Origin of the sequence: Scytonema hofmannii PCC 7110 (assembly GCF_000346485.2) — a bacterium.
GTDB classification, from domain to species: domain Bacteria; phylum Cyanobacteriota; class Cyanobacteriia; order Cyanobacteriales; family Nostocaceae; genus Scytonema; species Scytonema hofmannii.
In genome coordinates this window covers 394,430-414,454 of sequence record NZ_KQ976354.1, presented here as the reverse complement: position 1 = coordinate 414,454, position 20,025 = coordinate 394,430, and the positions used below count along the sequence as shown (strand labels likewise).

General features: G+C 40.2%; 23 protein-coding genes. 12 read left to right on the top strand and 11 right to left on the bottom strand.

The features are described from left to right. Positions 1–2 precede the first annotated feature (2 nt). The 3 genes from WA1_RS01790 to WA1_RS01780 are packed head-to-tail and all read right to left on the bottom strand — an operon-like array spanning position 3 to position 1,243. Positions 3–323, bottom strand: a complete 321-nt coding sequence (locus WA1_RS01790; RefSeq protein WP_017748736.1) for a helix-turn-helix domain-containing transcriptional regulator — start codon at positions 321–323, stop codon at positions 3–5. Continuing rightward, positions 316–654: a type II toxin-antitoxin system RelE/ParE family toxin gene (locus WA1_RS01785; protein WP_017748735.1), complete on the bottom strand. Its 339-nt coding sequence runs from the start codon at positions 652–654 to the stop codon at positions 316–318. The genes WA1_RS01790 and WA1_RS01785 overlap by 8 nt, the downstream gene beginning before the upstream one ends. A 31-nt stretch (positions 655–685) precedes the next feature. Then, entirely contained in the window at positions 686–1,243 is a 558-nt protein-coding gene (locus WA1_RS01780; RefSeq protein ID WP_017748734.1) for a sugar O-acetyltransferase, read from the bottom strand. A gap of 95 nt (positions 1,244–1,338) precedes the next feature. On the opposite strand from WA1_RS01780, the gene WA1_RS01775 reads away from it, so the two are divergent. After that, positions 1,339–2,520: a patatin-like phospholipase family protein gene (locus WA1_RS01775; protein ID WP_017748733.1), complete on the top strand. Its 1,182-nt coding sequence runs from the start codon at positions 1,339–1,341 to the stop codon at positions 2,518–2,520. A gap of 37 nt (positions 2,521–2,557) precedes the next feature. Here the strand turns inward: WA1_RS01775 and WA1_RS01770 are convergent, their stop codons facing one another. Together WA1_RS01770 and folB are read right to left on the bottom strand one after the other, a co-directional pair. Further along, entirely contained in the window at positions 2,558–3,652 is a 1,095-nt protein-coding gene (locus tag WA1_RS01770; RefSeq protein WP_017748732.1) for a diguanylate cyclase, read from the bottom strand. A 374-nt stretch (positions 3,653–4,026) separates the two neighbouring features. After that, positions 4,027–4,389, bottom strand: coding sequence for a dihydroneopterin aldolase (folB, locus tag WA1_RS01765; RefSeq protein ID WP_017748731.1), 363 nt, complete (start codon positions 4,387–4,389; stop codon positions 4,027–4,029). Positions 4,390–4,519: 130 nt separating this feature from the next. On the opposite strand from folB, the gene menD reads away from it, so the two are divergent. Next, positions 4,520–6,409 carry a 2-succinyl-5-enolpyruvyl-6-hydroxy-3-cyclohexene-1-carboxylic-acid synthase gene (menD, locus tag WA1_RS01760; RefSeq protein ID WP_026135240.1) on the top strand — a complete coding sequence of 630 codons (1,890 nt, stop codon included), beginning with the start codon at positions 4,520–4,522 and terminating at the stop codon, positions 6,407–6,409. 90 nt (positions 6,410–6,499) lie between these two features. Here menD and WA1_RS01755 read toward each other — a convergent pair whose 3' ends face one another. From WA1_RS01755 to WA1_RS01745, 3 genes are all read right to left on the bottom strand, one after another. After that, complete coding sequence (locus WA1_RS01755) at positions 6,500–6,688, bottom strand: hypothetical protein (RefSeq protein WP_017748729.1); 189 nt, start codon at positions 6,686–6,688, stop codon at positions 6,500–6,502. Positions 6,689–6,690: 2 nt separating this feature from the next. Continuing rightward, on the bottom strand, positions 6,691–6,888 hold the full coding sequence (locus tag WA1_RS01750; protein WP_017748728.1) for a hypothetical protein: 198 nt from the start codon (positions 6,886–6,888) through the stop codon (positions 6,691–6,693). An 85-nt stretch (positions 6,889–6,973) separates the two neighbouring features. Then, positions 6,974–7,159: a hypothetical protein gene (locus WA1_RS01745; protein ID WP_017748727.1), complete on the bottom strand. Its 186-nt coding sequence runs from the start codon at positions 7,157–7,159 to the stop codon at positions 6,974–6,976. A gap of 35 nt (positions 7,160–7,194) precedes the next feature. Here WA1_RS01745 and WA1_RS01740 point away from each other — a divergent pair, with 35 nt between their 5' ends. Then, positions 7,195–7,983: a DUF4058 family protein gene (locus tag WA1_RS01740; protein WP_017748726.1), complete on the top strand. Its 789-nt coding sequence runs from the start codon at positions 7,195–7,197 to the stop codon at positions 7,981–7,983. A 206-nt stretch (positions 7,984–8,189) separates the two neighbouring features. After that, the gene (gene menB / locus WA1_RS01735) at positions 8,190–9,023 is read left to right on the top strand and encodes a 1,4-dihydroxy-2-naphthoyl-CoA synthase (RefSeq protein WP_017748725.1); all 834 of its coding nucleotides are present in this window, start codon (positions 8,190–8,192) and stop codon (positions 9,021–9,023) included. Positions 9,024–9,075: 52 nt separating this feature from the next. On the opposite strand, the gene WA1_RS01730 is transcribed toward menB, so the two are convergent. Together WA1_RS01730 and WA1_RS01725 are read right to left on the bottom strand one after the other, a co-directional pair. Further along, positions 9,076–9,381, bottom strand: coding sequence for a hypothetical protein (locus WA1_RS01730; protein WP_017748724.1), 306 nt, complete (start codon positions 9,379–9,381; stop codon positions 9,076–9,078). 885 nt (positions 9,382–10,266) lie between these two features. Next, entirely contained in the window at positions 10,267–10,809 is a 543-nt protein-coding gene (locus WA1_RS01725; protein ID WP_017748722.1) for a DciA family protein, read from the bottom strand. A 240-nt stretch (positions 10,810–11,049) separates the two neighbouring features. Between WA1_RS01725 and WA1_RS01720 the strand changes: the two genes are divergently transcribed. The 8 genes from WA1_RS01720 (at position 11,050) to WA1_RS01685 (ending at position 19,359) form a co-directional block, all read left to right on the top strand. Then, entirely contained in the window at positions 11,050–12,438 is a 1,389-nt protein-coding gene (locus WA1_RS01720; protein WP_017748721.1) for an SPOR domain-containing protein, read from the top strand. A gap of 39 nt (positions 12,439–12,477) precedes the next feature. Then, positions 12,478–13,182: a PspA/IM30 family protein gene (locus WA1_RS01715; RefSeq protein WP_017748720.1), complete on the top strand. Its 705-nt coding sequence runs from the start codon at positions 12,478–12,480 to the stop codon at positions 13,180–13,182. 167 nt (positions 13,183–13,349) lie between these two features. Beyond that, entirely contained in the window at positions 13,350–14,135 is a 786-nt protein-coding gene (locus tag WA1_RS01710) for a PspA/IM30 family protein (protein WP_017748719.1), read from the top strand. A 742-nt stretch (positions 14,136–14,877) separates the two neighbouring features. Next, a complete protein-coding gene (locus tag WA1_RS01705; protein WP_017748718.1) occupies positions 14,878–15,213 on the top strand; it encodes a thioredoxin family protein in 336 nt (111 codons plus the stop codon). A 103-nt stretch (positions 15,214–15,316) separates the two neighbouring features. Then, positions 15,317–16,501 (top strand): LL-diaminopimelate aminotransferase, encoded by a 1,185-nt coding sequence (locus WA1_RS01700; RefSeq protein WP_017748717.1) that lies wholly within the window; start codon positions 15,317–15,319, stop codon positions 16,499–16,501. Positions 16,502–16,764: 263 nt separating this feature from the next. After that, positions 16,765–16,947: a PEP-CTERM sorting domain-containing protein gene (locus WA1_RS01695; protein WP_158516580.1), complete on the top strand. Its 183-nt coding sequence runs from the start codon at positions 16,765–16,767 to the stop codon at positions 16,945–16,947. A gap of 712 nt (positions 16,948–17,659) precedes the next feature. Continuing rightward, positions 17,660–18,511 (top strand): NF038130 family PEP-CTERM protein, encoded by an 852-nt coding sequence (locus WA1_RS01690; protein ID WP_017748714.1) that lies wholly within the window; start codon positions 17,660–17,662, stop codon positions 18,509–18,511. Between the two features lie 425 nt (positions 18,512–18,936). Continuing rightward, the gene (locus tag WA1_RS01685; protein WP_017748713.1) at positions 18,937–19,359 is read left to right on the top strand and encodes a response regulator; all 423 of its coding nucleotides are present in this window, start codon (positions 18,937–18,939) and stop codon (positions 19,357–19,359) included. Positions 19,360–19,380: 21 nt separating this feature from the next. Here the strand turns inward: WA1_RS01685 and WA1_RS54540 are convergent, their stop codons facing one another. Then, on the bottom strand, positions 19,381–19,560 hold the full coding sequence (locus WA1_RS54540; RefSeq protein ID WP_026135239.1) for a hypothetical protein: 180 nt from the start codon (positions 19,558–19,560) through the stop codon (positions 19,381–19,383). Between the last annotated feature and the right edge of the window lie 465 nt (positions 19,561–20,025).

The window sequence follows — 20,025 nt, the reverse complement described above, 5'->3', positions numbered from 1 at the left end:
TGTCAACAAACTGATTTCGTTGTTTGATTGGATTCCTTAACAGTAATAGCTAGCTTGAATCCTAAAATATCGAGTATTGATGCAAAATTATAGAGCGTTGGATTTTCTGCCTTTGCCAGCATTTGGTGGAGATTGTCTTGATTCAGTTGAGTTGTTTCTAAAAGTTTGGCTATCTCACCATGAGCTTCTGCCACATTTCTAACAGCTAGAAGGAAAAGTTGAGGGTCTTGTTCTTCTAAAGCAGCATTTAGGTAAGCAGCCGCCTCGTTTGGGTCTTTAAGAGATTCTATTAAGAAGGAATGATAGCTTTTAGTTTTAGGCATTGTTTTGTCTCGTATAGTCTTCCCAGGATTCCTGAGCTTTTCTGATATCTTGTGTTTGAGTACTTTTATCCCCTCCACAAAGGAGGAGAACAATTTCTAAATTAACTTGTCCGAAGTAGACTCGGTAACCAGGACCATAGTCAATTCGCAATTCAAAGACTCCTTTGCCGACAGACTTACAGTCTCCCAGATTTCCTTGCCCAACTCTGTCTAATCTTATTCTAATTTTAGCTTTAGCGTTAATATCCCGTAGAGAATTGAACCATTCCTCAAAGGGAACACGCCCTTCTAGTGAGGTGTACAAATGGATTTCTCTCGGTTGTATTTTCATTTAAAAATATTAACAGAATTATTATTTCAAATTATAACTGCCTTATGACTCTACAAGGATTGCCAACAGCAACGACATTGTCAGGTATATCTTTTGTCACTACACTCCCCGCACCAATGGTAGTATTATCACCGATGGTCACGCCGGGACAAATAATGGCATTACCTCCAATCCAGACATTATCACCAATTCTAATCGGAGATGCTAGTTCTTTACCTGAAAGACGAATTTCTGGTTCGATAGGATGATGTGCTGTATAAATTTGAACATATGGAGCAAATAAAACATTTTTGCCGATATGAACTGTATTGCAGTCTAAAATGACACAACCAAAATTCATGTATAGTTCGTCGCCAGCATAAATGTTTTTACCATAATCGCAGTAGAATGGTGGTGTGATAGTTGTTCCTTGCCCTAGTTCACCAAATAATTCTCGCAAGATTTGCGATCGCTCTTCCTTCTGTTCTTCTGTTGTTGAGTTATATATTCTCAGCAGACGAGTTGCTATTTTTCTCTCGTTCAGTAGTTCTGTTTCTGAAGCAAGATATAGCTCGCCTGACAGCATTTTCTGTTTTTCAGTTTTTTCCATATCTTACTCTGAGTCATACTAAAAGTAGTATAAGCTAAATAGTCTGTAAAATATCAGTAAAATACATATATCTGTAGTTAACGAAGGGAAAGAGTATGCCTTTTCGGATCTTGAGCTTGGATGGAGGAGGAATTCGAGGAATTGTAGCAGCAACAATGCTAGCGGCAATTGAGAAACAAATCTCTCAACCTTTGAATGAGTACTTTCACTTAATTGCTGGAACGTCTACAGGCTCAATTTTAGCAGCAGCAATTGCCACAGGGCGCAAAAGTGAAGAAATTATTGAAATGTACAGGTATAAAAGCCAAAGAATTTTTCCTTACCGAAGTCTGTTTTCACTCAAAAGAATTCCATTACTACTCAAATATGGTTTATCTGCACCTAAATTTTCCAATGAAGGCTTGATTCAAGTCTTGAAAGAAGTTTTTGGAGAGACGAGCCTGTTTGATGTTCGCTCACCATTGCTCTTAATCGTATCCTATGACACTTTTGAACGAGAACCAATTATTTTCAAAAGTTGGCGACAAGACAAAGGTTATGGAAACATTCCTTTGTGGGAGGTTTGTGTGTGTTCGGCATCAGCGCCAACTTATTTTCCAGCATATAAGCTAGACAAAAATATACATGGAAAAGTTCAACAAGGAGATTTACAAAGTATTGTTTTAGATAGTGATGCACCCTCAACGGAAGGCTTATATAACAAGCAAGTTTTGAGAATTACTAATGGTACAGGAGAAGGTCAATCTCGTATTATAGAAAGATATAGAGGAGTGACAAAGCAAGCATTTTTAGATGCACCTTGGAGTGTAATACCCGATAATACCTCTACCTATTCAATCAAAACCATATACTCTGCCATTGATGGTGGTGTAGCGGCAAATAATCCATCTAGTTGTGCTGTTGCTGAAGCTCTTAGGTTAGGGAATTCACTAGACGAAATTACAGTTCTCTCCATAGGAACAGGTGATGCTACACGAATCATTCCATTTGAATCTGCTCATCAATGGGGTTTGATACAATGGGCGCAACCGCTTGTTAATGTTTTGTTTGATGCAACATCAGACGTTTACGAATACATTACCTATCAAGTTATTCAAAATCGTCTTTTACGGTTGCAGTTCAAACTAGATCGACATTTAACTGGTAAGCGGTTGAGCGACGATCTCGATGATGTGAGTGAAGAGAATATCAGTAATTTAATTGAAGCGACAGAGACTTATATCAAACAGAGTCAATTGCAAGAGGCATTACAAGGGTTTTTACAACTTAATCGTTAAGTAAGTGTCATTTGTCCCTGGTAACTGTCTACCTAGTTTAAGGTAAAAAATTAAACACAACATACTGAGCTTTTCCCTGTGCTTTTGCACGGTACATAGCGATATCAGCATCCCTCAGCAAACCGAATGGTTCTTTATAAGCACAGCAATTTAAAGCAATACCTATACTCACTCCAACTAAGAGTTGTTGTGCGTTGATAGAAACTGGTAGTTTTAAAGAATTTTGTATGCGTTGAGCAACGTTGATGGCATCAGCAACATCTTTAATATCTTCTACAAGGACAACAAACTCATCACCACCAAATCGTCCTACCGTGTCGCAACCGCGCAAACAGGACTCCAAACGTCGGGCTATTTCTACCAGTAAACGATCGCCAGTACAGTGTCCAAAGCTATCATTTATCGTTTTGAAACCATCTAAATCCAAAAATAACACAGCAAATTGATAATCGTTAATTCTCTGGCTGCGTTCAAATGCCTGCCCCAGTCGTTCCAGAAATAAAGCTCGATTTGGTAATCCCGTAAGTGTATCATAAAAAGCATTGCGAAGGAGTTCTGCTTCTACCTGTTTGCGTTGAGTAATATCTTGAAAAACTAAGACAGCACCTTTGATATGACCATTATCATCGCAAATAGGCGTGATACTACCTTCAATATTTATTTCTCTACTGTCTTTTGCATAGAGTATACAATTTTTTGGGAGATTAAGAGATATCCCTTCTTGTAAAACTTGTCTTGCTAAATTCTCTATCTCCTCCCTTGTCTCTTTGTCAGCCGATATTAATACACTTGCTAATTCCTTGTTAGTTACTTCATGTTGAGCGCAAGCAGTCAGTACTTCCGCTAGGGGATTCATCATTTGGACACAACCATGAATATCTGTGATAATAACTGCACAACCCATGCTTTTTAAAATTGCTGTGAACTTTTGTTGTTCTGCCTGCAAAGTTCTTTCAGAATAATGCTTGCGAATCGCTATTTCGATCCCAATATGAATATCTCTTGTATGAAGCGCTTCTTCTCCTGAGTTAGTAATTTCTGAAACCGTATATCCCAATTCTTGTAACTTTTGTCTAAGATCGAATGCAACAATTTCTTCATCCTCAATAACTAGGATTTTAGGACTGAACATGCTAAGATAATCCGTTGGCTAAGATTCAGATATTATGGACGGCGGTTCACTCAATGTCAAATTGAGCGATCCTACCATCATAAATCTTCAAAATCACTGTAGACTCTACTTTATCGAATACTTAATATCTGAGTCCTTATTTTTGAGAATTTATAAACTTGAGCGGTTTAAATAACTGCCTTTAATGTACTTAGTAGAGCATATGAATATCATTTATGGGTTAAATATCTAGTAAGCTAAATAAACTGTTTCTTACTAACTATTCCCAGGTATAAAAAACTTCTTTTTCAAAAAAACATAATCTGAATTTGGCAACAGGTACGAACCTGAGGTATTTACGTAAAATCGTTAAGTGAAATATGAAGGATAAAGGGTTAGGATCTTTTTTTGGTCAGATCGATGCTAATTTTGCCATTAAAGTCTGGGATGGGCGCAGCAGGTTTACTCAAAATGACTTGAACTTGTGTCACGCGATCGCTCAACGCCAAAATAGAATCAGCAATAAACGCTGTTAATCGTTCCACCAAAGCAAACTTTGATGTCTTCACTGTATTTTGCACTAAGCTGATAATACTGCGGTAATCTAGAGTATCTTCTATGGCATCAGTTTCACCTGCTTTTGAGAGATCCAACCATAACTTCACATCCACCTCAAACCATTGTCCCAGAACCTGTTCTTCTGGTAAATAACCGGTATAGCCATAACTGCGAATTCCTGTCAAATGAATGCAGTCCATATAAGTAGTCGTGTACCGTTGATAACAAATATTAGATTATCATCTCACACTTATTGAAAAAGGGAATTGGGCATTAGTTTTTTTCTCTGACCCCCAATCCCTACTCCCTACTCCCTACTCCCTAACCTTAATGACAATTGATTTTAGAAACATGAATTCTGTATGGGCATCGATTTTTGCTGAAACATTGAAGCAATTGGGATTAGCGTGTGTTGTCATTTGTCCGGGTTCTCGTTCCACACCGCTAGCAGTCGCCTTTGCCCAACAATCACCAAATCTTGAAGTCATTTCCATTCTAGATGAACGTTCTGCTGCCTTTTTTGCCTTAGGACGCGCTAAAGCAACAGGACTTCCCGCAGCTCTTGTTTGTACATCTGGAACAGCAGGAGCGAATTTTTATCCTGCTGTCATTGAAGCAAAAGAAAGCTGCATACCATTGTTGTTATTGACCGCCGACCGACCACCAGAGTTAAGAAATTGCCATTCAGGGCAAACTGTAGACCAGTTAAAATTATATGGCACTTACCCAAACTGGCAAGCAGAACTAGCCATACCTTCTCCAGATATGGGAATGCTAGCCTACTTGCGGCAAACAATTATTTATGCATGGGAAAAAACTCTTCATCCCGTACCCGGATCGGTACACCTTAATGTACCCTTCCGAGATCCTCTCGCACCCCTTTCAGAAGTAGAAACATCACACGCAGCATCCCTACAATTTTTACAATCCCAATTTCCACCAGAACACTTTTTTTCTCACATCCCAATCCAGTCTCCAGCTTTAGAGACTACTTACCGCCCCCACTCCCAATACTACTCGCATAAGCAGAAATTAGAACCCCGGTTTCTTGAAGAAACCGGGGTTCTGACACCCCAATTATCGTATCCCTTGCAGTATTGCCCCCACTCCTTTCTTCTCAATGAATGGCTAAACTCCAGCCAAGGAATCATTATTGCTGGTGTTGCCCAACCGCAACAACCACGAGAGTATTGCCATGCGATCGCCCACCTTTCCCAAACCTTAAAATTCCCCGTTTTAGCAGAGGGGCTGTCTCCAGTCAGAAACCACGCCAATTTAAACCCCAACATTATTTCTACCTATGACCTTATTTTGCGCGATCGCTCCTTAGCAAAACAGCTAGCACCAAAGATCGCGATTCAAATCGGTGAAATGCCTACTAGTAAAGAGTTACGCAATTGGTTAACTGACACTCAAGGGCAAACATGGGTGATCGATCCAAGCGATCGCAACCTCGATCCCTTGCATGGTAGGACAAATCACCTGCGGGTAAGTGTAGAGGAATTGGGGAGATGGGAGGAGAGGGGAGGAGAGGGAGAGAGGGGGAGAGGGGGAAATTCCTCTTACCTCGAAATGTGGTTGACAGCAGAAGCAAAAGTTAGGGCAAATATTGACCAAACTTTTGCCAAAATGGAAGAGTTATTTGAGGGAAAAACCTCCTGGTTGCTTTCTCAAGCATTGCCACCAAAAACACCCATATTTATTGCTAATAGTATGCCAGTGCGGGATGTTGAATTTTTTTGGCAACCAAATTCTCTAGGCTTGCAACCCTTCTTCAACCGAGGTGCAAATGGGATTGATGGTACATTGTCCACTGCTTTGGGAATTGCCCATCGCCATCAAAGTAGTGTGATGTTGACAGGAGATTTAGCCCTACTACACGATACCAATGGATTTTTAATTAGAAATAAGTTTATCGGGCATTTAACTATTGTTTTGATTAACAACAATGGAGGTGGGATTTTTGAAATGTTACCCATAGCACAATTTGAACCACCATTTGAAGAATTTTTTGCCACGCCTCAGGACATTGATTTTGCTCAGTTATGCTCTACTTACGGTATTGAACACGAATTGATAAGTTCTTGGAAGCAATTACAGGAAAAATTCAACCCATTACCAACTCAGGGGATTCGGGTTTTGGAGTTGCGGACAAATCGTAAAGCGGATGCTAAGTGGCGCAAAGAGAATATGGGTAAATTTTTAGTATCTGGAGTTTAGACTAAACAATAAGAAAATACCCTCATTTATGAGGGTTTTCAAATGTAGAGTCAGAAACTGGCGATTTTCACTAGTAGCTAGTTTTTAGTTTTAAACCTGTTGGCGTTTCAATTCTTGGATCAATATTTGACAACGTTTACTAGCTTCTCTTGCCTTTTGCCTGAACTGTTTAGCCTGTTCTCGGTCTGATAAACATACTTCAGTTGCTTTTTTACTAAATTCAACAGATTGTTTACTGAGTTCCTTGATCCGAGTCTTTAATTCTTGGATTGTTTTCATTTCTACTGCTCCAATTCTGAGATGATAATTTCTAAATTTTCTACTTCTTCATAAAGTCTATCTGCTCTACTGGTTAGTAAGCTAGCATCATCAAAATCATTGTTTTCTATTGCTCGGTCGTGAGCTTCGTATAACTCCTCAACGATTTGATGTAATTGGACATAAGCTTTTAGTAATGTGTTTCTAGTTTCTGGTTTCATATTTACAATTCAATTTCTCCATGATAATCTTCAGGTTCATCAACATCAATCAAGCTAAGTTTTGTTTCTGTATATTTCTATACTTTTATATATTCAATGTGACAAATCTAGCATTTAATCCTGTATGGAGTTGCACGGTACTAGCCCAATTACTAGGGGTCATGCCTGGTATCTCAGTCACATCGCATGACTGACCAACAGCAATCACACCTATATCAGCGTCTGACCCCGAACCTGTAGGCAGTAGAAAAGTTATAATAATAGCATCCATTTGGCAAATAGCAAATAAAAAAGTTTAATCTTACCATGCCTTATCCATTTCCGGGAATGAATCCCTATCTAGAGAATCCAGAATTTTGGCCAGAAGTCCATCACTTAATCATCGGAATTCTTGCTGAGTCATTAAATCCACAACTGCTACCAAAATATAGGGCTGCTATTGAAAAGCGAGTTTATCAGGTAAGTGGAGAAGATTCTATCTTTGTAGGAATTCCTGATGTTACTGTGGAACAGTCGCGAACTGGAACCAGCTTAAAGCCATCTCATAATGTTGCTGTGGCGAATCCTCCATCCACTCCGGTTGCTGTAGCAGTACCAATGCCAATGGAATTTCGAGAGGGATATTTAGAAATTCGAGAGATAGCAACAAAGGAAGTGGTGACAGTTATTGAAGTCCTCTCGCCTACCAATAAACGTCCGGGAAAAGGAAGGAATATATACGAACAAAAGCGTCAGGAGGTGTTGGGAAGCCGGACTAATTTAGTTGAGATTGATTTACTGAGAGGGGGCGAACCCATGCCAGTTTTTGGTAATTCTACCCAAGGCAATTATCGAATTTTAGTCAGCCATGGCGATCGCCGTCCCCGTGCTGATTTGTTTGTCTTTAATTTACCAGATAAAATTCCTACTTTCTCCTTGCCATTGCGATCGCAAGATAGATTACCAAGCGTAGATTTACAGGTGCTACTAAGTTGTGTATATGACAGGGCTGGTTATGATGTTGCAATTGACTATACCAAAGAACCAGTTCCACCACTTACGAAGTTAGAAGCAGAGTGGATGGATTCTTTACTGCGAGAGAAAGGATTGCGGTAGCAAGAGATTTTACCCTTTATACACAAGCGTATTGCTCACTATGTGGGTTGTGGTGAACATCAGAAGGTCTATATTCATGCAGGTGTTCTCAATCTCAGTCTGTGCCATACCCAACCAACTTTTTATACAAATCGTTGCACAGAAAGTGAGGTGAGCAATGCCACCTGCGGTAGAATTTCCACACCAGCAAAGTTATACTCTACCTCATGGCTCTAAACTGGCAAACGGCAAAAACCTACGAAGACGTTCTCTATCACAAAGCTGAGGGCATTGCAAAAATCACCATCAACCGCCCTCACAAACGCAATGCCTTTCGTCCAAAAACTGTATTTGAACTGTACGACGCGTTCTGTAATGCACGGGAAGATACAAAGATTGGTGTTGTATTATTTACTGGTGCAGGTCCCCACACTGATGGCAAATACGCTTTTTGCTCCGGAGGTGACCAAAGTGTCCGGGGACATGGAGGTTACTTAGATGATGAGGGTGTCCCCCGTTTAAACGTGCTGGACTTGCAACGCCTGATTCGTTCAATGCCAAAAGTAGTCATTGCTCTTGTTGCTGGTTATGCGATTGGTGGCGGACACGTCCTGCACTTAATTTGTGACCTGACCATTGCTGCAGATAATGCTATTTTTGGACAAAGTGGTCCTAAAGTGGGCAGTTTCGACGGTGGTTTTGGTGCTAGCTATCTCGCTCGCATTGTAGGACAAAAAAAAGCCCGAGAAATTTGGTTTCTCTGCCGCCAGTACAATGCCCAGCAAGCCCTAGACATGGGTTTAGTCAATACCGTTGTTCCAATAGAACAATTGGAAACTGAAGGTATCCAATGGGCGCGAGAAATTTTAGAAAAAAGCCCAACTGCGATTCGCTGTCTAAAAGCAGCGTTAAACGCTGACTGTGACGGACAAGCTGGTTTGCAAGAACTTGCTGGCAATGCCACCTTGCTTTATTACATGACGGAAGAAGGTCAAGAGGGTAAACAAGCTTTTTTAGAAAAACGCCCACCTAATTTTCGCGACTTTCCTTGGCTGCCATAAAGTCAAGAACAAAGGATAAAGGATAAGGTTTTCATCCTTTATCCTTCATCCTTTATACTATCAAAGCTTCCCGTGTATGAGTTTTAACTTGTTCGGGAGAGATGTTTACTGTTTCTTCCGCACTCGCGATCGCTCCCTTACTTAAACCTGAAGCTAACACTACTTTTGCATCTGGCAAACTCCAAACATCTTCCAAACTTTCCCAAGAAGGTGCAAATGGTGGGAGTGCTAAAGAACAAGCTTTCCAATCTCCTCGAACTGGTGCTCCCAGCTGCTGACACACACCGCCGCGACGCCCCTCTGGCTGGTAATGACGACAATATCGACAGGCAGAAGTCAAGTATTTAATGTTTTTCATAAAACCTTGTGGGAAATATTGTATTGATAAGCTGGAGGAAATCAGATGCTCGTACTACTAAAAAGTACAAAAACTTAGTTTTTAATGCTAATCAGCCAGGAACTACGTCAAACCTGTTTTCAAGTCTTCTCGATCGCGTTTAACAGGATGTCCCTTCTAAAGCAACCGTAAACACGGTTTGATAGATAGTACGAATTTACGGGGTATCCGTAAGTACGTTCCGGTTCAACGCTCAGGTTTACTCACTTGTTAGATCGACAACTTTTAGGCTGTTAATCTCTCTCTACCTAAGGAGAGAGTCAGTGAAATTGTTTGCCCTTTTAGAGCTTGATTTTCATCTTTTTATTCTGGTCTATCTACAACTTGGGGTAAAAGCCGAAACCCGTGAATATATCTAGGTTTCAGCGATCCCAACGAAAAAGTTAATTTTATAATCTTTTTATCTTTGTGTTATATTTTTCAATTTTTGTGTTAACAAAGTGATACATTAATTGCGTTAGGTAAAGCATATTGAATTCAGGCAAAAATTATTGGGGATCAACGCTAATACCAACTTTAACGATTTCATTAGCCTTTTAACTTCAGCCCCAAGAAGCACTTTTCACGGACTCAGGTGCTTATCTTTTGGCATATTTAGCCCAATTTAACGGTTACTCAATATATTTACTAAAGTAATATGCCTTTCCCTATCTTTTGGAAGAGGAATTTTTTAAAAAAAAGTATAATGCTCTATCTCTTAATAAAAAATTTAACTGTAATTTTACTGTTGAAAAAGAGTAAAAAATGTGGTTTTCAAAACAAATCTCAGTATTTTCATCAAAATTTAGCAAAAAATGAGATGAGCACTGCCCACCCCATTTCAAGACCGATCTCTAACCCCTATCGTTAAAATTGCTTAGCAGCACAAATAGAACAGACTTGCCAACGCCGAAGTTCACCAAGCGGGGTGGGACAGTGACACGCAGGACAAAGGGGTAAGCTATGCGATCGCGCTTGTACCCTCTTAGCCCAATCTTGGAAAGTGGCATTTGCATCCAAAGCAGTAGAAGTCAACTTGCAGGAAGAGTCTGCGCCGCCCACATAACTGGGGTGTTCCCGTGGTGAAATAATTGGCTCTTTGGCTAGCTTATCCTTAGGGCTTTGCCATCCTGCTGTAGAAAAGTGAATATCAACGAGAGAAAGAGACAGCTTATCATTCAACTTTAAAAGCAGGCGCTTGCGCTCAAAAGTTAAGTTTTGCGACCAAGCTGCACTAGAAGTTGCCACCCGCAGCACATCACGTTGAACAGACAAAGGTTGAGTGTGAGCGGCTACAGCTGCTCCTACAATTTCAGCCCAACACTTGAGTAATTGCTGAAATGGTTGTTCTTGCAAGTTAGACTGTGTTTCAAGAACGCTTAAAATATTATTAATTGATTTTAACGACATCGAAAGTGGGGAGTGGGGAGTAGGGAGTGGGGAGTAGGGAGAAGACAAATTCTCATGATGGCTACTTAAAATTTTTCAGGAATGATTTAGGATTCCTATATATAGGATAATTTTCGCGCTTGATTGGCACAATTGTATTTTTCAATTTGTCACCAATTAAACAGTGACCCGTAACCAAAATTTGGTAAGTGGTCACAAACTACTGTTATTCCGTAAATCTTGGTTTGAGGCAGACAGGCAATGAGTCAAAACTCCTTAGTAGATACGTCGTCGGCTCAATCTTCCAAACCCTATAGGTTAAGACCAGCACTAGCAGCAGCTCTTGCTAGTCTAGAAGTGCAACTAGATCAAGAGTTAACCCGATACAGACGCACAAAAACAGGATATAGAACATTGAGCCAAATCCATGTTGGTAAAGTGATGGCTAATCAACCTCAATCGTTGTCAGCCATTGCTACGACAGGAGGTAAATCTCAATTACTAGCAGAAGATAGTCTTGGAGACGAGTTAGAGAAGTTTGGTTTTGTGGCAACTCCATCTGCACCTGTAGGGATGGAAAAAGAGGACATTGCTGTTCCTGCTACGACAATCAACACGCCACTAACATCTACAGAAGAACCTCTTCAAAAGGCGTCTTCTCCAGCCAAAGCTGAAGATATACTGCAACGAGAAACACTGCAAAGCTTGGCTGCATCAGTTTCTTCAACAATAAAGGAACTCGAAAGCTCACTCTCTTCTGACCATGCTAAAACAAAAACCACGACCGGATCTAGTTCTGTTAGTATAGTTCCTACCAGTGTAAAAGAACACGTTAGTCAGAAAAATCTAGCAGAAGTAGATAATCATGATAGCCGAACACAGCCAAACGACTACTTAGAGTCCTCTGAGGCACTTTTGCGAAGCTTAACAGAAGAACAATCAAAGGAGAAAAAGCAACCAAGTTCTAGTAATGACAGTCTGCTATCACCATTAGGTATAGGCTCAATGTTATTATTGTTAGTAGCAAGTATGACATTGGGTTACGTAGTGTTCAATCCCAAGAGTCTGCCGCAAATTAGTTTAGATGGACTGTTTAAAAAAAATCCACAACTCGCTACAGAAACTTTGGAAAGGAGTGCAAAGTCTGCTACAAATATCCCTGAACCAACACTTACACCCCTACGTAAGTATCCCAATCTTGCCAATCAAGAGTTTCCAGAACTGAGAGATCCAAATGATGTCGTTGGTTTAAAACCCAAATCCAAACCAGCACCTCCAGCGATCGCACCAAACCCAGTTCCTCCCCCATTTCCTATCAATCCCCCAACACAGAGAGTGCAACCCTTACCACCTCCCACCGCGACTCTGCCATCTCCAATAGTCACTGCCTCTCCAAAACCAAAACCACCAAGTGTCAAACCAACGCCGAATGCGGAAATAAAACCATCAGCAGATGGGCTTTATCACATCATTACGGATAATAAAGACAGTAATGCTCTTGCCTCTGCAAGAAAAATTATTCCCGATGCTTACTTGTCAGAGAATGGTGCATTTATTTATCTTGGGGCGCTCAAGAGCAAAGAAAAAGCACAAACTCTGCTGCAACAACTTCAAAACAAAGGTATCAAAGCCAGAATCAGTGACCAGTGACCACCTGACCAGTGACCAGTGAGGAAGAGTTAAGTTGATATGGAACTGATGAACCGGATATTACGGGTGATTCGTGCAAACCTCAACAGTCTGGTTGCAGATGCGGAAGATCCAGAAAAGATTCTGGAACAAACCGTGATGGAACTGCAGGGAAATTTAGTCCAGTTGCGACAGGCAGTAGCTCAAACAATTGCTATCCAAAAACGTACCGAACGACAGATAGCTAGCGCTCAATCTACAGCAGAAGAATGGTATCGTCGTGCTCAACTAGCTTTGCAACAAGAAAATGAATCTCTAGCAAGGGAAGCGCTGACAAAACGCCAATTTTATCAGGAAACTGCAACAGCACTGTTAGCTCAGATGGAACAGCAAAATGCTGTTGCGACTAAGCTTAAGCAGGATATGCGGACGCTACAGATGAAAATGACTGAAGCAAAGAATAAAAAAGATCTGTATATTGCTCGCGCCCGTTCTGCTGAAGCCTCCTATAAACTTCAAGAAATGTTAAGCGCTACTTCCAACGCCAAAAGTATGAAAGCTTTTGAGCGCATGGAAGAAAAAGTTTTACAGCTAGAAGCTCAAGCCGAAACTATTTCTATAACTGAAGCAGATCCTCTGAATTCGGCGTTTGCCGCCTTAGAAGAAAGTGATAAGGTAGATGCAGAACTAGAAGCCATGAAAAATAAACTTTCTCACGACTCCGGGAAATTACCCCAGCAATTACCTGGAAATCTCGACAAGTAAAAGATTGGTCAAAGACCGAAGTTCAAGAATATCCTTATTATTAGGGGCTTGTTGAGCGGTACCAATTTAAACCGGAAAGATTACATTGAAATAGGTAGCTATAAATTAGTTAAAAAAGCATGCCAGCCCAACCAAGCGCGTAAATCACAAGAGGAAAAAGGAAAGCTATGGGATTATTCGATCGCATTAAGCGGGTCGTCGGTGCCAACCTCAACGACATGGTGAGTAAAGCAGAAGACCCTGAAAAGATGCTAGAACAAGCCATCCTAGAAATGCAGGAAGACTTAGTACAGCTGCGCCAGGGTGTTGCTCAAGCTATTGCTGCCCAAAAACGTACTGAAAAGCAGTACAATGATGCTCAAAACGAAGTGAACAAGTGGCAGCGTAATGCCCAACTTGCCTTGCAAAAAGGTGATGAAAACCTTGCAAGACAAGCGTTGGAGCGGAAAAAGACTTTTAACGAATCTTCAGGATCGCTCAAAGCGAGCTTAGATCAACAAACTACCCAAGTAGACTCCCTCAAGCGCAACCTCATCCAGCTAGAAAGCAAAATTTCTGAGGCAAAAACCAAAAAAGAAATGCTTAAAGCACGGATTACTGCTGCTAAAGCTCAAGAACAACTCCAAGGCATGGTGCGCGGTATGAATACCAGCAGTGCAATGGCTGCTTTTGAGCGTATGGAAGAAAAAGTGTTGATGCAGGAAGCCCGCGCCCAGTCATCGGCTGAGTTAGCTGGTGCCGATCTAGAAACTCAGTTTGCAAAATTGGAATCTAGCAGCGATGTTGATGATGAATTAGCAGCTTTGAAGGCACAAATGACCCTTCCTGGTGCTTCACCAACTCAACAGGCACTACCACAACAGTCAACGACTCCCAATTCAAACACTGGGAATAAGAATGAAATTGTCGATGCTGAGTTGGATTCGCTACGCAAGCAGTTAGACAATTTGTAACCTTTGCTAGGTTCCTATACTCTTGCCAAAAAACAAAAGCCTTGATAATCTCTTTGGCGCTTGCCTAAAGAGACTATCAAGATTTGTTATTATTGTAAATCTTAGTATACGATTGCACAAGTTTGTCAGGAAATAAGGAATTTACGAAAAGTGGTACTTAGTTAAAGCTGGAAACAACAGATCTGCGGTTATTTATGCCTTCAGAGCCTCGTTATTCATCGCCATCATTACAGAATTTTTCTTAAGTAATACTACTGAGTTTTAAGAAATTACTAAAACTTTAAATAAAAGCTTGTCAAAATAGATAGGACTTACGCACGCTCTACGAATTCTTGGCGCTCTTGGCGTCTTGGCGGTTCAATAAATCAAGGTTTCTAGCAATTTTTGCGTAAGTCCTGATAGAATCTAGTAAAATTAGTTATTCCTTGGGAATAGAAATTGCGGATTGTGTTATCATTATTCTTCTTTTGAAACGTATAAAGCTTTTGTCAAATTTTGTCAAAAGTAAAGACTTTTTTGTAAATTGTTTAAATTTTGCGTAAATACACCTTTTGTACGATAGGCTATCCAAACTACAATTTCAAGGTTTTCAGCAACTCACCAACAACAGCCACAGCAGCCCTCTAAATTTTTGACGAAGGAATTTTTAGAGAAACCGACTTTCTTGGCGTCAATTACGAACAGATTGGGATAAAGTAATTTGTGTGCAAACGTTAAATAATGCCATCTGACGGAGACAGCAATGAGTAAGGGTGTAATAACCATCACTGATGCTCAGTTTGAAACTGAAGTGCTGCAAGCTGAACAGCCAGTATTGGTTTACTTTTGGGCTTCATGGTGCGGACCTTGTCAATTAATGTCACCGGTTATAAATTCGGTGGCTACTACATACAGTGACCGTCTTAAAGTTGTCAAAATGGAAGTCGATCCAAACCCACTTACTGTTAAGCAGTATCAGGTGGAAGGTGTACCTGCATTCCGGTTAATTCAAGGAAACAAATTGCTAACATCTATTGAAGGAGTTATCGGTAAAGAAAAGCTCCTTCAAATGTTAGATGAGAACTTAGTTAGTGGATAGTTGTTAGTTGTTAGTTGTTAGTTGTTAGTAGCTACTAATAACCACTAACCACTAACCACTAACCACCAACCATTAACCACCAACTACTAACCACTAACCAAATATGGAATTTGCTAAACGGTTACAACCCTTACAATTTAATGTATTTGCTGATATGGACAGAGCGAAAGCAAAAGCTTTGGCTTGTGGACAACAATTAATTGATTTATCACTGGGGTCTTCAGACTTACCAGCAGAACCACATATCATACAAGCAATTACCCAATCTCTACACGATCCAAGCACTCACGGCTACTTGCTTTTTCGTGGAACTCAAGGATTTCGTCAAGCAGCAGCAAACTGGTACGAGCAAAGATTTGGTATCCCCGTCAATCCGGAAACTGAAGTCTTACCCCTAATCGGTTCCCAAGAAGGAACAGGTCATTTTCCTTTAGCAGTTCTCAACCCAGGAGATTTTGCCCTACTGCTCGATCCAGGTTATCCGTCACATATGGGAGGAGTTCACCTGGCTAACGGTCAAATTTACGCAATGCCACTGCAGGAAGAAAACGGTTTTTTACCCGTGTTCGCGGATATTCCCATTCCTGTTTTGGAACAGTCACGACTCATGGTATTGAGCTACCCTCACAATCCTACGACTGCGATCGCGCCTCTGTCTTTCTTTAAAGACGCTGTTGCATTCTGTCAGCAACACAACTTGGTTTTGGTTCACGATTTTCCTTACGTAGATTTGGTGTTTGAAGAAACTGGGCAATGGGCAACCCCATCAATTTTCCAAGCCGACACAGACAAAAGCGTCTCGATAGAATTTTTTACCCTTTCTAAGTCATACAATATGGGCGGCTTCCGTATTGGTTTTGCGATTGGTAATACGGAATTGATCGGAGCTTTGCGTCAAATAAAAGCTGCAATTGATTTTAATCAGTATCAAGGCATTTTGAATGGTGCCATAGCAGCCCTGACTGGTCCTCAAACTGGAGTCAAAGCAACTGTTGAAACGTTCCGCAAACGCCGAGACGGCTTTATCAGTGCTTTACACCAAATTGGCTGGGATGTTCCTACCCCTAGTGCCACAATGTATACTTGGGCTAAGTTACCAGAAGCTTGGAGGAAAAATTCTGTAGAGTTTTGTACCCAATTGGTGCAACAAACAGGAGTAGCCGTTTCACCAGGTGCAGGCTTTGGTAAATCTGGAGAAGGGTATGTTCGTTTTGCTTTAGTACATGATGTACCTGTTTTACAAACCGCTGTCCAAAGAATTTCTCATTTTCTGGAGAAAATTTATTAAGGCTTTACTGGGAATTAATGATAAGTTTACGAAATCTATTCCTTGTTTTCCGTAAAGTCAAGTTAAACTACTGAAATATTACTTAAGTAATTTGTTGTTTTCATACCTGAGTCAAATGCTAGTTGTCAAACACGCAATTAGCATTTAATTGCAGTAGCCTGTTTACGAAAAGTAAAAAGAATATATATATATTAAGTATGGCGAACAGGATTAGAAAATTTGTTGGATACGCGTCAATAACATTATTTTTTTACGGGCTTGCTATGACCTCGGTACAAGCTCAAGTAAATGAAGATCCATACACATTTACGTATACCACAACTTTGGTACCCTTGATCGATCGAGCCGAGACTCAGAGAAGAAGAGTACCAGAACCTTCAGCACTGTTGGGGCTAATGGCCGTCTTGGGTTTGTGTGCGACTCAGCGCCAATTGGTGAAAAGATAGCAAAGCAACTCAAACTTCAACATGGGACAGGAAGAAAATTAGTTTTGGCAAAAGCCTGAGTCCGCCGACGTGGACTTCATATGAAGTCCACGTCGGTGGACTTTGTTTGTATAGACGCAATTACGAACATCGCAGGCGTGTTTTTTCCAAATTGGGATGCGCCCTTTTTTTCTTCCCTGCTCCCTGCTCCCATGCCCCCCTGCAGTCTCAACCCAACATTTTAAGGTGGACGCGGTAGTAGGTTGGGTTGAGGAACGAAACCCAACATTTACAGGACATTGTTGAGTTTCCCCTTGGGGAAAGCCCAACCCACAAAATTCTTATCCGAGTAGTATTGCCTCCTTGTCTCACTCGACAATTTTCTCAGCCTTTCAGTATTGGGGACTGATTAATCACTGGTCACTGCAATAAAGCTTGTGTTATATAAAACTTTAATTTTTAGAAAATCAAGAGATTTTACTTAAGAGTACTGCAATAACTCCCGTTATATTTTTAGCTAGAGTTTATATAGACTCTACAGTAACTTAACCTATTGTGTCTCCCAGTTTCGTAGACTGAATGTGGAGTGTAGGTGATGAACAGGGGTGAGCAAAACAGCCGTGTTTTGGAAAAGAAACGGTAGTTAAACAACCATTACCTGTAGTCAAGCCAGCCAAACCCTAAAAAGAGTTAAGTGTATAAAACTCAACCCCACAACTGATGGAGACAAAAAATGAAAACGCTTATTAACAAATTTTTGATTGGTGCATCAATCGCTGCAGGTGTAAGTGCGATCGCAACCTCCCCAGCATTTGCAGGAAGCTTGACTAATGCTTCGATTACTGGTGGTCAATATATTAAATACAATGCTAATGCCACGAATACATTTGCAGATCCAAATGCTAGCTTGTCCAATATCTTAACTGGTGACAGCAACAGCCCCACTGGTAACGTTGAACTCTTTTCCGACAGCGAAACTCCCGCCTATGCCTCTTTGGCTAGCTTCAAAAACGCTCCTGTTACCACATTAAGCGGTACTATTGGTGGCAAGAGCCTGAGCTTGAGCAGCCTAACTGGTGCGGACTGGTTTACAACAACGGGTGGTACCTACAGCACTGGTTTTGGAGCAAATAACCTTGCTAACCGTTGGTTTAAAGATTTTAGTACCAAAGCTGGTGTTGGCTATAATTTTGCGACATATTTAGGCTTTTTATCCAACGGTGGATTTCAAAGATCCAGTGACCCCAACATCTCCTATGTCAACCAAAATGACTCAACTGGCTTAATCAGTATTGGTTTAGCCGGTCACTACAATTTAAAAGATGTGTATTCTTTTGTACCGAATGGATTCCAAGCCAGTGAAGTTGTGAAGTATACCTACAACGGAGTAACTGACTTCCTTTACAGCTTCCAAGCTACACAGTCTGGGTTAGTTGAAAAAAGTGATGGTAAATCTCATAATGGCAACTACCAAGTTACTATTCAAGGCGAGCCTGTAAAATCAACTCCAGAACCTTCTGTCATGCTGGGTATGTTAGTAGTTGGTGGAGTATTTGCTACACAACGTAAGTTGAAAAAGGCGTAATCATCGTTAAGATGACGGTTGCAAACTAAAAACTAAATAGGGGAGCATAATCGCTCCTTTTTATTTTCCGTATTTTTTCGGTCTCCCCTATTTCTCTACATCTTTACTTCATGATTACTGTAGATTGAAGCATTAGTTGCTTACATTAAGTAGATTGATCGAGTAATCTTAGGAAATTAGAGAGCGATTATAAATATTCAAAGTTTTTTAAAAAAAATTCAATAAAACTTGATATTTTTATGAAAATTATATTGTAAGATGATGCTAACAACATCATCTTTATTTTTGACTTAAAATCCTAATTTAAAAATTTTTAAATACATAAACTAAAATTTTGACATCCGTTTAAATACGTAACTTTACGATCTTCAAGATTTGAAATTTTGGCAATCATTCTTGACTCATAACTTAAAAGATAGGTAGAAATGGCGGCAAAGTTACTTTCTGCAAAGCAGAAACGGCAATCTCAACAAACTCGACGAATTTTGCTTATTGAAGACAATGATGCCAATAGGATGTTGCTGAGTGATTATCTGAGCTACCACAGTTATAACGTTCAAAGCTTGGCTGAAGCCTCTAATTTTTTTTCCACCATAGCTGAATTTCAGCCAGAGTTAATTTTATTAGACTTAAAATTACCAGATATTGATGGTTATGTGCTGCTAGAACAAATCCAACAGCAACCACAGCTTGCCAAGATACCTATTATCGTAGTTTCAGCTTTTGCCTTTCGCGCCGATCGAGAAAGAGCAATGGAACTGGGAGTTCGTCGTTACTTTGTTAAACCTATCAATCTTTCACATCTTATGCAGGCAATTCAAGAAGAATTTGCGTGTCTTAGTATATAAATTTATATGCTTGTTTCATATTTACTCTGACTTTTGCTCGGTAATAAACTCTTCAACACATTGACTGAGAGTTTGTACAGAACTGCCAATCTGGGAAATTTTGCTTTGAACTTGTTCCAAGAGCAAAATCGCTGTTTGCAGTTCATTTAACGTTCGCTCCATAGTAACTCGATACTGTGATTCAAATTCTTGTATGTTCACTTCTTCTTTTTCACCAATAACTTAAATGTATTATTAATTATAATTGAGTTTTTCTAAGATATAAATCCGTTGATTCTCTTAATATTGAAGACTCAATTTTTAATCCGAAGTCTTCCTTATTTTAATTATTCTTACACAATAAATTTATATCAAGATGGTTGTGTAGGTAGAGCTATGCCGTCCAAAAGCTTGACACGTGGGCATTGCCCACCCTACGTATATTTCATAATTAAAATCTTCTTGGAATTATGAAAACTGTTATTAACCGCATGAGATAAGATAGAACACAGAGAGAAAAAGAGTATTTTAAAACCAAATCAGACTACTAACTAGGTCAACATCAAAAAACTGAGACATAGAAACCCGGTTTCTCAAAGAAACCGGGTTTTTGTTAATTTAATGGCTCTACTTGATATAAAACTCCTCAGAGGATGTCTGAGAAGTCCTATTTCATACTTGTCTTGG

Coding starts and splice junctions, on each gene's coding strand:
- WA1_RS01785 (WP_017748735.1), bottom strand. CDS start 654: ATGAAAATACAACCGAGAGAAATCCATTTGTACACCTCACTAGAAGGG.
- WA1_RS01775 (WP_017748733.1), top strand. CDS start 1,339: ATGCCTTTTCGGATCTTGAGCTTGGATGGAGGAGGAATTCGAGGAATT.
- WA1_RS01790 (WP_017748736.1), bottom strand. CDS start 323: ATGCCTAAAACTAAAAGCTATCATTCCTTCTTAATAGAATCTCTTAAA.
- menD (WP_026135240.1), top strand. CDS start 4,520: ATGACAATTGATTTTAGAAACATGAATTCTGTATGGGCATCGATTTTT.
- WA1_RS01750 (WP_017748728.1), bottom strand. CDS start 6,888: ATGAAACCAGAAACTAGAAACACATTACTAAAAGCTTATGTCCAATTA.
- WA1_RS01720 (WP_017748721.1), top strand. CDS start 11,050: ATGAGTCAAAACTCCTTAGTAGATACGTCGTCGGCTCAATCTTCCAAA.
- WA1_RS01685 (WP_017748713.1), top strand. CDS start 18,937: ATGGCGGCAAAGTTACTTTCTGCAAAGCAGAAACGGCAATCTCAACAA.
- folB (WP_017748731.1), bottom strand. CDS start 4,389: ATGGACTGCATTCATTTGACAGGAATTCGCAGTTATGGCTATACCGGT.
- WA1_RS01710 (WP_017748719.1), top strand. CDS start 13,350: ATGGGATTATTCGATCGCATTAAGCGGGTCGTCGGTGCCAACCTCAAC.
- WA1_RS01705 (WP_017748718.1), top strand. CDS start 14,878: ATGAGTAAGGGTGTAATAACCATCACTGATGCTCAGTTTGAAACTGAA.
- WA1_RS01770 (WP_017748732.1), bottom strand. CDS start 3,652: ATGTTCAGTCCTAAAATCCTAGTTATTGAGGATGAAGAAATTGTTGCA.
- WA1_RS01745 (WP_017748727.1), bottom strand. CDS start 7,159: ATGGATGCTATTATTATAACTTTTCTACTGCCTACAGGTTCGGGGTCA.
- WA1_RS01690 (WP_017748714.1), top strand. CDS start 17,660: ATGAAAACGCTTATTAACAAATTTTTGATTGGTGCATCAATCGCTGCA.
- WA1_RS01700 (WP_017748717.1), top strand. CDS start 15,317: ATGGAATTTGCTAAACGGTTACAACCCTTACAATTTAATGTATTTGCT.
- WA1_RS01755 (WP_017748729.1), bottom strand. CDS start 6,688: ATGAAAACAATCCAAGAATTAAAGACTCGGATCAAGGAACTCAGTAAA.
- WA1_RS01730 (WP_017748724.1), bottom strand. CDS start 9,381: ATGAAAAACATTAAATACTTGACTTCTGCCTGTCGATATTGTCGTCAT.
- WA1_RS01715 (WP_017748720.1), top strand. CDS start 12,478: ATGGAACTGATGAACCGGATATTACGGGTGATTCGTGCAAACCTCAAC.
- WA1_RS01740 (WP_017748726.1), top strand. CDS start 7,195: ATGCCTTATCCATTTCCGGGAATGAATCCCTATCTAGAGAATCCAGAA.
- WA1_RS01780 (WP_017748734.1), bottom strand. CDS start 1,243: ATGGAAAAAACTGAAAAACAGAAAATGCTGTCAGGCGAGCTATATCTT.
- menB (WP_017748725.1), top strand. CDS start 8,190: ATGGCTCTAAACTGGCAAACGGCAAAAACCTACGAAGACGTTCTCTAT.
- WA1_RS01725 (WP_017748722.1), bottom strand. CDS start 10,809: ATGTCGTTAAAATCAATTAATAATATTTTAAGCGTTCTTGAAACACAG.
- WA1_RS01695 (WP_158516580.1), top strand. CDS start 16,765: ATGACCTCGGTACAAGCTCAAGTAAATGAAGATCCATACACATTTACG.